Origin of the sequence: Reichenbachiella sp., assembly GCF_965233835.1 — a bacterium.
Classification (GTDB): Bacteria; Bacteroidota; Bacteroidia; order Cytophagales; family Cyclobacteriaceae; genus Reichenbachiella.
On sequence record NZ_OZ247585.1, the window covers coordinates 3,888,435 to 3,902,075 of the forward strand.

Genomic DNA, 13,641 nt, shown 5'->3' on the forward strand with positions numbered 1-13,641 from the left:
CACCTTCGCCGGGGCTGAATGGATGACTGGAAAATCGTTGTTTTACGGAGAGACTACGATTAATCAAACAGAGCTTTTCAATGGACTAAAGTTCTCCATCCCTTTCCTATTCATATTGACCGTACATGAGTTTGGGCATTACTTCATGGCCCAATACCATAAAGTAAAAGTGACCCTTCCCTTTTATATCCCACTTTGGTTAGGCTTCTTGCCTGGTTTCCCTTCGCTTGGCTCTATGGGTGCATTCATCAAGATTCAAGACATCATCGACAGTAGAAAGAAGTACTTTGACATAGGTATCGCGGGACCACTTGCAGGATTTGTTGTTGCCTTACTCGTACTGTTTTATGCATTCCTAAATTTACCCGAAAGAGAATCCATTTATGAAATTCACCCGGACTACGAAGTTTATGGGTTGGACTATGCGGATGAAGTCTACACTTATGAGCATTACCTGAATCAACATCGTGGTTTTTATATCAAAGACCGAGTAGAGGACTCCTTAGCTCACGTAAAAGAATATGGAAATGCAGAAAACTGGGGTTATCCTGACTTTGAACCATGGGATTCCTATCCTAGCTATTCTCTAGGGGGCAATCTACTTTTCACAGCACTCGAACATTTGTTGGTATCAGATCCTAAACGCGTGCCGAATCCATTTGAGATGATGCACTACCCATGGCTTTTTGCAGGGTTCTTGGCGTTGTTTTTTACCTCGCTCAACTTGCTCCCAATTGGACAATTAGACGGAGGGCATATTCTGTACGGCCTGATTGGGTATAAGCAACACAGAATAGTCTCTCAAGTTCTTTTTATTGCCTTACTCTTCTATGCGGGACTTGGCATGGCAAATCCACATCGACTATCTGATGGAATGATCAATGAGATCATTTATCTCGGGTTTTTATTTTTATGTTTCACTAAATTCACTCCACAAAACAAAGATCGATTCACCTACGCGCTTGGGGTATTTTCTGCGCAAATGGCTCTCAATTTCTTCTATCCAACACTGGAAGGGTATTCAGGTTGGCTTTTGTTTGCTTTTCTATTGGGGAGAGCTTTGGGTATCTATCACCCACCAGTCATGGTCAATCAGCCCTTAGATATGAAAAGGAAAGTCTTGGGATGGGTATCACTTGGAGTATTTATCATCTCCTTCAGCCCCAAACCTTTCAATGTGGTTGAAATTAAGCCTCAGAGTAAGGAGGTCAAGTCTGAAACGCCGGGCATTTTATCTGCAATAAATCCTTCACCATATTTCACTCGAATGGACATACCAAATTCGCGACCCCTGGCCTCAATTAATTCCATGAATTCAGGGGTAGAAATAAGCGTATTGGAAGATTCACCGGAAGGATCAAAAAACTGAGATTTATAAGCTCTAACGGCTTCCATTCTGGTTTCCCAAAAATCCGATACATCTACTACAAAGTCCGGCTGATGAAAATCGGTCTGAATGTAATGATATAAGTTTTTGATATACCAGTTCTCTTGAGCCTTTCCATCTAGTTCAGTCTTTACATTCTTCAATCCCGCTAGAAAGGTGGCGCGCTTTACGACCTGTGCTCCTTTGCCATGATCTGGGTGTCTGTCGGCTAGGGCATTGGCAAGAATAATATCCGGCTGATACTGTCTGATTTTTTTCACCACTTCAAGCACATGTTCATCGTCATTTTTGAAAAACACATCCTTAAACCTGAGGTTCTCTCGAATAGTCAAACCTAGAATTTTACTCGCTTCTGCAGCTTCCCCATCACGAATCTCAGGAGTACCCCTTGTCCCCATCTCACCTCGCGTAAAGTCTACAATACCCACTTTCTTTCCGCTAGCAATTAAAGATAGAATAGTGCCGCCACATGACAATTCTGCGTCGTCCGGGTGAGCAGCAAAAACAAGAACATCTAGTTTCATTTTTTTTAATTTAGGTGATACGCAAGCGCTGTCCAACTCTCAAGATAGTGCTTCTTCTGATCCCATTCAAACGACAAATCTTGTTAATAGATACACCATATCGATAACTTATATGACTCAGGGTATCTCCACTTCTTACTCTGTGATATCTGATCTTACGGGCTTCTTTGAGATATGAAAAGGTGTCAGGAGTCACTATCACTGTGGTCGTCCGAATAGTGTCTCTATCGAAATCAAATATCTCTTTGGGGTCGATGGCATTGCCTTGGTACCTGGCTTCGAAATGCAAATGAGGCCCACTGCTTCTCCCTGTACTTCCACCCAAACCAATGACATCACCCGCCTTCACCACATCTCCGGGCTTCAGTAATCTTTTACTCAAATGGCCGTAAAGTGTTTCCAATCCATTGTAGTGTCTAACTAAGATGTAATGTCCATAACCATACCTGTCATAACGCGCCAATCTCACAATGCCATCAAAAGCCACACGCACGGAGTCTCCAGTTTTCAATCTTAAATCATCGCCATAATGCCAACGCCATCTTCGCAAACCGAATGGAGAAGTTACCTCTGTATTTGGTATAGGTAAGCACCAGTCTAATGATGGGTTGTCAAACGTCAGAGAAAGCGCCAACGTATCGGCAAATTTCTCCCCGTCAATTTCATAGGGGTTCACTTTCGTCGTACTCCAAGTACTATAGTACTCTCTTAGTGTCACCCATACCGAATCAATCATCAGTTGTTCTGTGATTTGAACAGGCACATCGTAAGCCAGCACCACTTCAGCAGTGTCTTCGTGCAACATACTTAGCTCGCGCTGTAAAGAAACCTCTTCTTCCATGGCCAAGCTATCCCAGTAAGCATCCTCAATAACGAAAATATCCTCATCTATATCGATGATGGTATCCTCTGGGGTGATAGGAATTATCTCCTTGTTTTTAAACTTAAAAAAATCCTTCAGCTTTTTCTGGCTGAAGGATTTTGTTGCCGTGCACAATGACACAGCACATATTATTAGTGTTACTCTAAGTATCAAATCTATCTTACTGTTCTACACTTTCAAATTCTTTGGCTGCCAAGAATCGCTCGGCATCCAAGGCACCCATACAGCCAGTACCAGCTGCAGTCACAGCCTGACGATACACTCTGTCAGCAGCATCTCCAGTCACAAACACACCTTCCACTTTTGTTTTGGATGTACCCGGCTCTACGATAAGGTATCCAGCCTCATCCATTTCCAAATAATCTTTGAAGATTTCGGTGTTTGGCTTGTGACCAATAGCAACAAAGAATCCGCTAATTGGAATCTCTCTCTTTCGCCAGTCACAGTATCCACCACTCTCATGCCTTCTACTTCGTCTTTTCCTAATACCTCATCAGTAGAAGTATTCCAAAGCACCTCAATATTTGGTGTATTCAACACGCGCTGTTGCATGATTTTAGAAGCACGCATTTCGTCTCTTCTTACCAATAGGTAAACTTTAGGACAGATGTTAGCTAAATATGTTGCTTCTTCAGCAGCAGTATCTCCACCACCTACTACAGCAACTTCTTTGCCTCTATAGAAGAAACCATCACATACGGCACATGCAGATACACCTACATTCAACAGTCTCTTTTCAGACTCAAGTCCCAGGTATTTCGCACTAGCACCCGTTGAGATAATTACTGCTTCAGCAGTAATCTCGTGCTTTTCATCTACGATCACTTTGTGTGGGTATCCAGAGAAATCCACTGAAGTCACCAAACCAAATCGGATATCGGTTTCAAATCTTTCCGCTTGCTTTTGTAGGTCGGTCATCATTTGCGGGCCGTTTACTCCTTCAGGATATCCAGGAAAGTTCTCTACGTCGTTGGTCGTGGTCAACTGTCCACCCGGTTCTCCACCTGTGTACAATACAGGCTTCAATCCTGCCCGTGAGGCATATATAGCAGCCGTGTAGCCTGCAGGCCCTGAGCCAATAATCAATACTTTTACGTTCTCTTGAGTCATTATATCAATGTCTTCTTAAAAAATGATTTTGCAATTTAGCATTTAGCTAATCGACTATAAAACATTTAATATCAAAAAAAGTTTTTGTGGACAGATAATCTTTATCTATGGTCTGATAGGCTTTGGCTCAGACCGAATGACGCCCACCATGACGTAGAAGAAACAGCGTAGGTTTTGTCGGTCATAAGGCCAACAAAGGCGGACTAGATAAGAACCTCTATTTCAATAATTCATTTTTATCTAACGAAAAGCTAATATTTAAAAAGAGATTATTATAAAAATCAGGATCGACTACATAGAACATTGTAGGTATATCCAATCCAAAAGTATAAATATAATTGCCTGAATTAGTTTGATATACAATTGACGTATTTTCATATTCAAAATCCAGTTCTCTAACCATATAATTAAATGATCTCTTTAATGAAATTCTGTTGCGCAGATACGATTTAGAAACCACATAATTTTCCAATTCTGTATTCAACTGCTTCGGAAGGAGAACATTATATGGATAGTCCATTTGTTCCTTATTCTTCTGATAAGACTCCCAAATGTCAATTTCAGTGGTATCATTAGTTTTTAGCTCGATAACATTAATTGAAAATGAAATTGCCGAATCAGCCTGGTAAGCCCTAAAGATATTATGTTCACTTACCCCCATATCTGACTGCCAATGGTCAGGTGCATCGAAGGCTACTCGATATTTAAAATTTGAATATAAATTGGTAAGCGAGTCAAAATGTTCGGTAAATTCAGGAAGTCCTCCTTTATCCTTTTGTTCCTTAAAAGAATCTTCAACTAAATCGTCAGCCGTGAGTTTCTTATTTTTCTGTTGACATGAACAAATAATGGCAATGGAAACCGAAATTAGAAACAGACTCTTCATATTAAATTGTGTTTGATTTTATGGCTTCATAGGCAGCTGCCTCACCTAGTTCGCCAGCCTGAGACCAATCATCATACGCTTCTTCTGGCTTACCTTGCTTTTGTTTGGCGTTTCCCCGTAGATAATAGGCCAAACCTGATTTCGAATTCAATTCTATAACCATTGAAAAATCCAAAATTGCAGCTTCATTCTTTCCCAATACAAAATATGCTTTCCCGCGAAACAAATATGCATCCTGAGCTTCCCCTTTTAGCTCAATGGCCTTAGAACAGTCATTAATAACCCCTATAAAATCGCCTAGCTGAAACTTTGCCATCCCACGTTTACAAAATGCTTTCTGAAATGAAGAATTTAGCGCTATGGATTTACTATAATCAACTACGGCACTTTGATACTCCTCCAATTCAGAATTTGCAACACCCCGCTCATAAAAGGCATCAAAATTCCCTGGGCTTAACTTTACTGATTGTGAAAAATCTAATACTGCTTCTTGATGCTTCCCTATCGCCCTATACGCTTTGCCTCTATCCATATAAGCGTCCAAGTACAAAGAGTCTCTTTTAATAGCGACTGAAAAATATGAAATGGCTTTTTCAGAATTTTCCGATTCCGAGAACTGTTCCCATGCTTTATTATAAAAATATTCTGCTGGTCGTTTGCTATATACCCAGTATAAATACAGAGCGATTAATGCTCCTAAAAGAATTCCAGGAGGTATTATTTTCCCAATGAACTGCCCCATACTTCCATCGCTTTCCGGAGCTGTTTCTCGATATTGATCTGCTTTATAGCTTAATTCAGCTGCCCAATTATTTCCCGGATCAATATTAAATACGGTGCTTGATATCAAGTTACTAACTTTGGAAACCATGTACCGATAGGTCTTAGAAACTCCTTCAATTAAGTTATTGAAAAAATTATGCTCTTGGTTTATAGCGCTCGATTCTTCAATTTTATATTTATCCGGATCAAAAATCGAAAAATCCCAAAATTCTGATAGGTCATTATTTCTCTCATTTATTTTAATTAACTCACTCCTGACTTGAACCCTAGCCATATATGCAAGACTATGATTAGGATCTATTTCTAGAGCTTTAGTGAAATTTATAAATGCTTCTTTTTTATTACCTGATGCTGATAATTCAACACCTCTTTTGTAATATTCGTTTGCCGCTTCACCACAAGAGATCGTAAAGAGTACGATTATTATTCCTAGATATTTACGCATCTTTTACTATTCTTTTTTATAACCAAACAGCTTATATTCCTTTAAAAATAATAAAAATATAACAACATTTTATTTCTGAAAAAGTTATTAGCAACAACTCTAAAACAAAAAACCACGCGTTTAGGCGTGGTTTTTATCTATAAGTTAAGAGGATCAATTATCCTTCTTTTTTCTCAGGTTTTGGCAAGAGTGCCTTTCTAGACAATCTGAACTTACCAGTTTTCTTGTCGATTTCGATCAATTTCACTTTGATCTCCTCGCCTACTTCTAATACGCCGTCCATTTTCTCTACTCTCTCCCATTTGATCTCAGAGATGTGAAGCAAACCGTCTTTACCAGGCATGAATTCGATAAATGCACCAAATGGCATGATCGATTTCACCTTACCTTCGTAAGTCTCTCCAACATCTGGCGTAGCCACGATATTGTTGATTCTTCTCAATGCTTCTTTCATTGCATCACCGTCAGCAGTGAAAACATTCACAATACCATTGTGATCGTCTTCAGTTACCGTTACGGTAGCACCAGACTCTTTCTGAATCTCCTGGATGATCTTACCACCTGGTCCGATTAACGGCCCGATCATTTCTTTTTCAATCTTGATCATGGTAGATCTTGGTGCGTGAGATTTCATGTCATCTCTAGACTCCGTCATGGTCTTTCTCATTTCGCCAAGAATATGAGCTCTACCTGCTTTTGCCTGCATCAATGCTTCAGTCAATACTTCGTAAGACAAACCGTCCACTTTGATATCCATCTGACAAGCAGTGATACCATTGTCGTTACCAGTTACTTTAAAGTCCATGTCTCCCAAGTGATCTTCATCACCCAAGATATCAGACAAGATCGCATACTTTCCAGTCTCAGCATCTGAGATCATTCCCATTGCGATACCAGACACTGGAGATTTCAACGGAATACCCGCATCCATCAAAGCCAAAGATCCAGCACATACCGTAGCCATAGAAGACGAACCATTTGACTCCAAAATATCAGAAACTACTCTGATGGTGTATGGGTTTTCATCATCAGCAGGAAGCATTGGCTTGATAGCTCTCCATGCCAAGTTTCCGTGACCTACTTCTCTACGTCCAGGACCTCTGTTTGGTCTTGCTTCTCCAGTAGAGAATGCAGGGAAGTTGTAGTGCAAGAAGAACTTGTTGTATCCTGAGTGCACCGCACCATCAACCATTTGTTCGTCTAGCTTGGTACCCAAAGTCACAGAAGTCAAAGACTGCGTTTCACCTCTGGTGAAAATAGCAGAACCGTGAGCTGAAGGCAAGTAATCTACCTCAGACCAGATCGGTCTGATTTCATCTAGATCACGACCGTCAAGTCTCTTTCTAGTCTCCAACACACATTGTCTGATCGCTTCTTTTTCCACATCGTGGTAATATTTACCGATCAGTCCTTGATTGTATTCTTCGCCTTCTGGTAATTCAGGCAGGGCCTCTTTGTATTCTTCGATAATCGCAGCAAATTTCTCCTTACGGATGCTTTTGTTTGGATTACCTTCTTTCGCTACAGCGTAAACTTTGTCAAAAGTCTTCGCTTTGATGTCAGCTCTAAGTTCTTCGTCTGGCTCTTCTTCGTGAGAGTATTCTCTCTTTTCAGTTTTGCCAACAGCTTCAGTCAATTCCAACTGAAGGTTACACTGGTCGATGATCGCTTCGTGACCTGCTTTGATCGCTCCGATCATAGTTTCTTCTGAAACCTCTAGCAATTCACCTTCCACCATCATGATATCGTCTTTGGTACCAGCGATAATCATGTCAAGGTCTGAACCTTCCAATTGAGTTTTGGTAGGGTTGATGATGAATTCACCATCTTTCTGAGCTACTCTTACCTCTGAGATAGGTCCTCCAAATGGAATGTCCGATACTGCCAATGCAGCTGAAGCAGCAAATGCCGCCAATGCATCAGGAAGATCGTTTTCATCCAATGAGATCAACGAAATCATTACTTGTGTTTCAGCATGATAGTCGCTTGGGAACAATGGTCTCAAAGCTCTATCTACCAAACGACAAACCAATACTTCGTTGTCAGACAATCTGCCTTCTCTTTTCAAAAATCCACCTGGGATTTTTCCAGCTGCGGCAAACTTTTCTTGATAATCAACAGACATTGGAAGGAAATCTACACCTTCTCTAGCTTCTTTGTTGGACACTACTGTGGCCAACAACATGGTTTTACCCATTTTGACAACTACCGAACCATCAGCTTGCTTGGCCAATTTTCCAGTCTCGACAGTAATCTCTCTGCCATCTTTTAATTTGACGGACTTTGTTACTACGTTTAATGACATAAGTAAAATGTTAAATTTTGACTAAAAAATTGAGTGTGAGTGAATGTCAAAATTTGTTATTAACGAGTGAGAAAGAACAAAAAAGGAAGTCTGTGAGAGACTTCCTTTTGCGCATATTTTTATTTTCTTAATCCTAATTCAGCGATTACCGCTCTATATCTTTCGATATCTTTTTTGTAAAGGTAATCGAGAAGGCTTCTTCTCTTACCTACCAACTTCAAAAGACCTAATCTAGTAGAGTGATCTTTTTTGTGTGACTTCAAGTGATCTGTCAAGTGATTGATTCGGTGAGTGAAGAGAGCGATTTGTGATTCCGCAGAACCAGTATCTTTCTTAGACTTCCCCCGACCATGATTCTCAAACAATTCTTCTTTCTTTTCTGTTGTTAAATACATGCTTAGTAAAAAGTTTATTTAATTATTTTTTTCGAACGGCAAAATTAGGAATTCAATTCATTAAAACAAAACCTTATGCAGTTTGCTTTTTCTTCATTCTTGATTCCCACCAGTTTTTAACATTATCAATCCAAACACTATAGAAATCAGCGTCAAATATCTTAGCATCCTTTCGCGCCTGCTTGAGGAAGAAAACTCCTATAGGAAACAAGACCACATTAGCCATCCAGGCTGCATACAATCCATCTACCACTCCGCTTTTCGCCCACTTATCACCTACACTAGTAAGCACATAGAAAATGATAAAAAAGAAAATAGAGATGATCACAGGAAAGCCTAAGCCTCCGCGTTTAATAATCGCTCCAAGTGGAGCCCCAATCAGAAACATAACAATGCACGAAAAAGCCTGAGCATATTTTTTATACTTCTCCACAACATGCGAGTCGAGCGAAGTCTTCAAACCTCTCATCTTAAGCACATTACTATTGAGCGTGGATTTAATGTTTCTGGCATTTCCTACCGCTCTTGACAACACCTGGTCTTTTACACCTTGTCGCTGATAAACACTATCCATTTTTAATTTGACCATTGCAACTAATGAATCATTGCTGATAAACAGACTGTCTAAGCGTATCTTTTTCTCTCGCTTTTTCTTGGCCTGATAATTTTTGGTCTTAGCGGTAACCACACCCCTCGTACTTTTGGTTCGATCCCTTTTAAAGGATTTTCGAGCAAGTTTCTTTTGAGCAATAGAATCTGCTTCGCTTTTCAAAGAATCCCTTTCCTGAAGCTTAGCCAGCTGCTGCAGGGAATCCCTCAAAGCCACCCGCAGTTCCTTCAATGAATCAAGAATCTGTTTTTTATTGATCAGTTCTTCTGGAGGTGCAATGTACCCAGCCATATGCAACTTATAGGAGGTGGCGACACTGCCGTATACTTTGTGCTTAGCGTTCAACATGGAGTGACTCATTGAGTCGATACTCTCAGTCAATTCCTTGATTCCTTTCATGTATCGATTATCCGCAAAGAGGTTATCATCTGTGTCGTTCAAATCAAAGGAAGCCAAACTGAAGACCAAGTCCATATTCGCAAACCTGGTTCTTACAAACTGTGTAATCTGATCCCTACCTTTTTTTCCTGAGGCTTTTTCTTCCTCTACATAATAGTTTCCATTGAACAAATCCATCTTGAGATACCTATCCCCCATAAATGAATACATTCTACAAGAGTCTGCAAGAATCACTGTTTTATTTCCCGAACCTGACGTATGGTCATAGATTACGATTCCTTTGATTGAAACCCCATCAGGATACTTTTTTTCAATCTTGATACTATACTTCGGAATACCATTATAAAATTGCCCCTCCCGCAGATCGAGTGCTGGTTTGGTTTGCTTTATATCATATAACAAACTGAACGCTCGTAAGTTGGCAGTAGGAACCACCCGGTCACTCAAAACAAAAGCACCCAAAGCCAAAACCAAACAAAAGACAAACGCTGGTAAGATGATTCGAAGAAGGGAAATTCCAGACCCCTTGATTGCCGTCAGTTCGAAATGCTCTCCTAGTTTCCCATAGGTCATCAGGGAAGAGATTAAAACCGCTAATGGCAATGCCATCGGCATCTGATTGATACTGAAATATCCCATTAACTCACCCAGTGTTGCAAAGCCGAGGTTTTTACCAATGAAATCATCGAAATATTTCATCATGTAAACCAGCAGCAGAATGAACACCGCTACCAAAAAAGTAATGACAAAAGGCCCGATAAATGATTTAAGAATAAGCTTATCGAGTTTTTTCATTTTTGCAGTCTAAATAAGGGAAAATCAATAATCAAAGTACCTGAATAATGTTAATCATATTTGTAGAGCCGCGAAATTTAGTGTGCTTTGCAAAATCAATCACAACCCATAACAACACGAGCAAAAACAAAAACACTGCCACAAAAAATATCTTCTTAGACTTGTTCATCAAATAGTTTACTTCGTATATCAGTAAATACTCAGTTGAGCAAATTTCACATTAATAAATGATAATATAAAGCCAAATCAAAGATTGTCTGACAATTTACCCATACGGAAAATTATTCACATAGATATGGATGCATTTTATGCCTCCGTAGAGCAACGAGACAATCCTGAATTGAAAGGTAAACCTGTGGCTGTAGGAGGAAGCAGGTCACGCGGAGTGGTAGCTGCAGCATCCTATGAGGCCCGTAAGTTTGGAGTAAGGTCTGCCATGCCATCCGTTACTGCATTTCGCCGGTGCCCAAATATCATATTCGTAAAACCTAGATTTGAAGTCTACAAAGAAGTCTCTCAAGTCATTCGAAACATCTTCTTTGAATATACTGACCTAGTGGAGCCACTTTCGTTAGATGAAGCTTACCTTGATGTCACCAATAATAAAATCGGTCTCCCCTCCGCCACTTTAATTGCTGAAGAAATTAGAAAGAAAATATTCGACACAACAAGTCTTACCTGTTCGGCAGGTATTTCCATCAATAAGTTTCTAGCTAAAACAGCCTCTGATATTAACAAACCCGATGGACTCAAACTAATCAAACCAGATGAAGCAGTAAATTTTATTGAAACATTGAAAGTCAAAGACTTTTTTGGTGTTGGCAAGGTGACAGCAGAAAAGATGAAAAGAATGGGAATCCATACTGGGTTAGACCTCAAAAACAAGTCCTTGGGATTTCTTTCTAAAAATTTCGGGAAAAGTGGTGCTTACTATTATAACATATGTCGGGGCATCGATGATCGTGAAGTCAACCCTAATCGAATTAGAAAATCAGTTAGTATTGAAAATACCTACGACACCGACCTTTCTGATTTTCAGGAAGTTCTAACTGAACTGCAAATTTTGTCTGAGGCGCTAGAAAAACGCTTGTCAAATAATCATATACAAGGCAAGACGGTAAATATCAAGATAAAATATGCAGATTTTGAACAAGTAACCAGAAGTAGAACATCTCAGATCTGGTTGTCAAAAAGTCAAGATTATAAACCCTTTTGGGAAGAAATCATGAATGACAAGGGGTTAACAGAAAAACCTATCCGACTTCTTGGATTAGGACTTTCCAATCTAAATACAGAAGAAAAGGATAATCAAGGATTTCAACTTACCCTTGAATTCTGATTATTTATTAGCTGCTCTTTGGGCCAGATGCTCTTGCGAACTCTTGAAGTCTTCCGGGGTATCGATATCATTCCAATAATATCCCACCACTTCAATGATCCGCGCTTTTTTCTCAGCTGACAAGTGTGTTACCAAATTAGATATTGATAGCTTTTGGTTTGTTGCAATATGATCCAATACATCAAATACATTTTTCTTCACATAGAATAGCCCAGTATCATAGTAATTGTAGCCTTCGATCTCTTTGCCAATCCTGTTGATATAATCATCTGCATCAACCTTAGTCACATCGTCCAAATCGATATGTTCATTGTGATTTCCAGGAATATCAACCGCCAATTTCAAATAAGCTCCTTTATCAAAAACTAATTTTGTTTTTAGATCAGAAAGGAAGGCCTCTTCGTAGTAATGATCCGCCATGGTAAAGAAAAACTCCTCATCACCAAGTTCATGCACCCAATCCTTGGCCGCATATAATGAGTAGCCATTCTCCAACTCGTACTTCTCGTTATAAATGGTGGTGATGTTGGCTGTGTACTTTTGACGAAGGTCCTCACAAATTTCCTCTAAAGCCGGTCTATGAAAACCAGTAATGACTGCAAAATCTGTCACTCCAATTTTTTGAAACTGATCAATATGTCGCTCCATCAGACTTTGACCTCCTACTGTCAATGCAGATTTTGGTTGTCCTAAGTTTAAACGTAAGTTTTTGCCAGCGGCGAGAATTACACAGACCATAGAGTGATTGTAATCAGTTGATAGGAATTGCGCAATGTTAGCGAATTATCAACGATTTATTACCCAATATGCAATGAAATTAGGCAGATTCCTGCGTGGCCAATTGAAACTTCAATTGTTTCACAAAGTCCTCATCCATGAATTTTTGAGCAAGCATCACAATGGCGATTGGGATCAACTTGATTAGACACACAATGAGATACAAATCGAAACGTCCCATGACGCTAAAGAGCATAATCAACGTTCTGTGTGTATTAGTTCCTCCAACCAATGCCCACCAGAACATGATAGGATTGAAGGTATTTCTATATTTTTCTATAAACTTCTCTCTAGTGCTGTCATTAAAAGCGAAATGTTCGTACACATCTCTCATCTCCTCGGTACGAGTCACCAACATCCACTGTCTTTTGGTATAGTCAATCTCAAGCCCTCTGAAAAATTTATTCCAGAACCCTACTTCATCAGAAGTTTGCGGTAATTCTTCAATTTTTTTAACCTTGGAGCTTTCCGATCCGGCCACATAATACAAGAATTCACTCTTGTAAAAATCATAAATCTGAGAAGTAAAAATATGAGAAACTACACCTGCAGGAATAGCTAATAAAAATATTGACCAACCCATTTCTCCTTGGACATAGTAGGCACAAGCAGAAAGATAACAAGCTATAAATATGGCACTATCAATAAATCCATCAATGAATCGGCCAAGCTCAGTAGACTGTCCTGTCATTCTTGCCAACTGACCGTCCGCGCTGTCTAAAACTCCTGCCAAGGTAATCAATACAGAAGCCCAAACTGTAATCACCCAACTGTCTTGGTAGTAGAGCATATACCCACCAGCAACTCCAACAATCAGGCTAATGATAGACACCTGCGTCGGAGTCATATTGAAGAATTTACCCATTTTGGCAAAATACAATCCGAAGAATCGGCTGAATGCCAAGTCGAATCGTTCTTCAATATCAATAAGCTTAATGGTAGATTGAACTTCGGCGTTATGGTTGCTGAAATGGTTCTTTATGCTACGTAACATTTAATGCGT

10 protein-coding genes and 2 pseudogenes are annotated in these 13,641 nt (G+C 39.7%); 2 read left to right on the forward strand and 10 right to left on the reverse strand.

Going from position 1 to position 13,641, the window contains the following annotated elements:
* Positions 1–22: 22 nt before the first annotated feature.
* Positions 23–793, forward strand: a pseudogene (locus ACO6S2_RS16385) (site-2 protease family protein); the annotation flags it as partial.
* A 401-nt stretch (positions 794–1,194) separates the two neighbouring features.
* On the opposite strand, the gene bshB1 reads toward ACO6S2_RS16385, so the two are convergent.
* The 8 genes and pseudogenes from bshB1 to ACO6S2_RS16425 all read right to left on the reverse strand — a co-directional run bounded on the left by bshB1 (position 1,195) and on the right by ACO6S2_RS16425 (position 10,522).
* Positions 1,195–1,911 carry a bacillithiol biosynthesis deacetylase BshB1 gene (gene bshB1, locus ACO6S2_RS16390; RefSeq protein WP_422359642.1) on the reverse strand — a complete coding sequence of 239 codons (717 nt, stop codon included), beginning with the start codon at positions 1,909–1,911 and terminating at the stop codon, positions 1,195–1,197.
* Between the two features lie 10 nt (positions 1,912–1,921).
* On the reverse strand, positions 1,922–2,914 hold the full coding sequence (locus ACO6S2_RS16395; protein WP_422359643.1) for a peptidoglycan DD-metalloendopeptidase family protein: 993 nt from the start codon (positions 2,912–2,914) through the stop codon (positions 1,922–1,924).
* A 40-nt stretch (positions 2,915–2,954) separates the two neighbouring features.
* Positions 2,955–3,904: pseudogene (gene trxB, locus ACO6S2_RS16400) on the reverse strand (thioredoxin-disulfide reductase).
* A gap of 217 nt (positions 3,905–4,121) precedes the next feature.
* Positions 4,122–4,790 (reverse strand): hypothetical protein, encoded by a 669-nt coding sequence (locus tag ACO6S2_RS16405; protein ID WP_422359644.1) that lies wholly within the window; start codon positions 4,788–4,790, stop codon positions 4,122–4,124.
* Position 4,791: 1 nt separating this feature from the next.
* Positions 4,792–6,018, reverse strand: a complete 1,227-nt coding sequence (locus ACO6S2_RS16410) for a tetratricopeptide repeat protein (RefSeq protein ID WP_422359645.1) — start codon at positions 6,016–6,018, stop codon at positions 4,792–4,794.
* Positions 6,019–6,175: 157 nt separating this feature from the next.
* Positions 6,176–8,323, reverse strand: a complete 2,148-nt coding sequence (gene pnp / locus ACO6S2_RS16415; protein WP_422359646.1) for a polyribonucleotide nucleotidyltransferase — start codon at positions 8,321–8,323, stop codon at positions 6,176–6,178.
* 119 nt (positions 8,324–8,442) lie between these two features.
* A complete protein-coding gene (gene rpsO / locus ACO6S2_RS16420; RefSeq protein WP_422359647.1) occupies positions 8,443–8,718 on the reverse strand; it encodes a 30S ribosomal protein S15 in 276 nt (91 codons plus the stop codon).
* 73 nt (positions 8,719–8,791) lie between these two features.
* On the reverse strand, positions 8,792–10,522 hold the full coding sequence (locus tag ACO6S2_RS16425) for an LptF/LptG family permease (protein ID WP_422359648.1): 1,731 nt from the start codon (positions 10,520–10,522) through the stop codon (positions 8,792–8,794).
* A gap of 253 nt (positions 10,523–10,775) precedes the next feature.
* Between ACO6S2_RS16425 and dinB the strand changes: the two genes are divergently transcribed.
* Positions 10,776–11,861: a DNA polymerase IV gene (gene dinB, locus ACO6S2_RS16430; RefSeq protein WP_422359649.1), complete on the forward strand. Its 1,086-nt coding sequence runs from the start codon at positions 10,776–10,778 to the stop codon at positions 11,859–11,861.
* Here the strand turns inward: dinB and ACO6S2_RS16435 are convergent, their stop codons facing one another.
* Together ACO6S2_RS16435 and ACO6S2_RS16440 are read right to left on the reverse strand one after the other, a co-directional pair.
* Complete coding sequence (locus ACO6S2_RS16435) at positions 11,862–12,599, reverse strand: NTP transferase domain-containing protein (RefSeq protein WP_422359650.1); 738 nt, start codon at positions 12,597–12,599, stop codon at positions 11,862–11,864.
* 79 nt (positions 12,600–12,678) lie between these two features.
* Positions 12,679–13,632: a CDP-alcohol phosphatidyltransferase family protein gene (locus tag ACO6S2_RS16440; RefSeq protein ID WP_422359651.1), complete on the reverse strand. Its 954-nt coding sequence runs from the start codon at positions 13,630–13,632 to the stop codon at positions 12,679–12,681.
* Positions 13,633–13,641: the final 9 nt, after the last annotated feature.

Excerpts from the sequence above, each read along its gene's own strand:
- rpsO (WP_422359647.1), bottom strand. The coding sequence starts at position 8,718 with ATGTATTTAACAACAGAAAAGAAAGAAGAATTGTTTGAGAATCATGGT.
- ACO6S2_RS16435 (WP_422359650.1), bottom strand. The coding sequence starts at position 12,599 with ATGGTCTGTGTAATTCTCGCCGCTGGCAAAAACTTACGTTTAAACTTA.
- ACO6S2_RS16410 (WP_422359645.1), bottom strand. The coding sequence starts at position 6,018 with ATGCGTAAATATCTAGGAATAATAATCGTACTCTTTACGATCTCTTGT.
- bshB1 (WP_422359642.1), bottom strand. The coding sequence starts at position 1,911 with ATGAAACTAGATGTTCTTGTTTTTGCTGCTCACCCGGACGACGCAGAA.
- ACO6S2_RS16405 (WP_422359644.1), bottom strand. The coding sequence starts at position 4,790 with ATGAAGAGTCTGTTTCTAATTTCGGTTTCCATTGCCATTATTTGTTCA.
- ACO6S2_RS16425 (WP_422359648.1), bottom strand. The coding sequence starts at position 10,522 with ATGAAAAAACTCGATAAGCTTATTCTTAAATCATTTATCGGGCCTTTT.
- pnp (WP_422359646.1), bottom strand. The coding sequence starts at position 8,323 with ATGTCATTAAACGTAGTAACAAAGTCCGTCAAATTAAAAGATGGCAGA.
- ACO6S2_RS16440 (WP_422359651.1), bottom strand. The coding sequence starts at position 13,632 with ATGTTACGTAGCATAAAGAACCATTTCAGCAACCATAACGCCGAAGTT.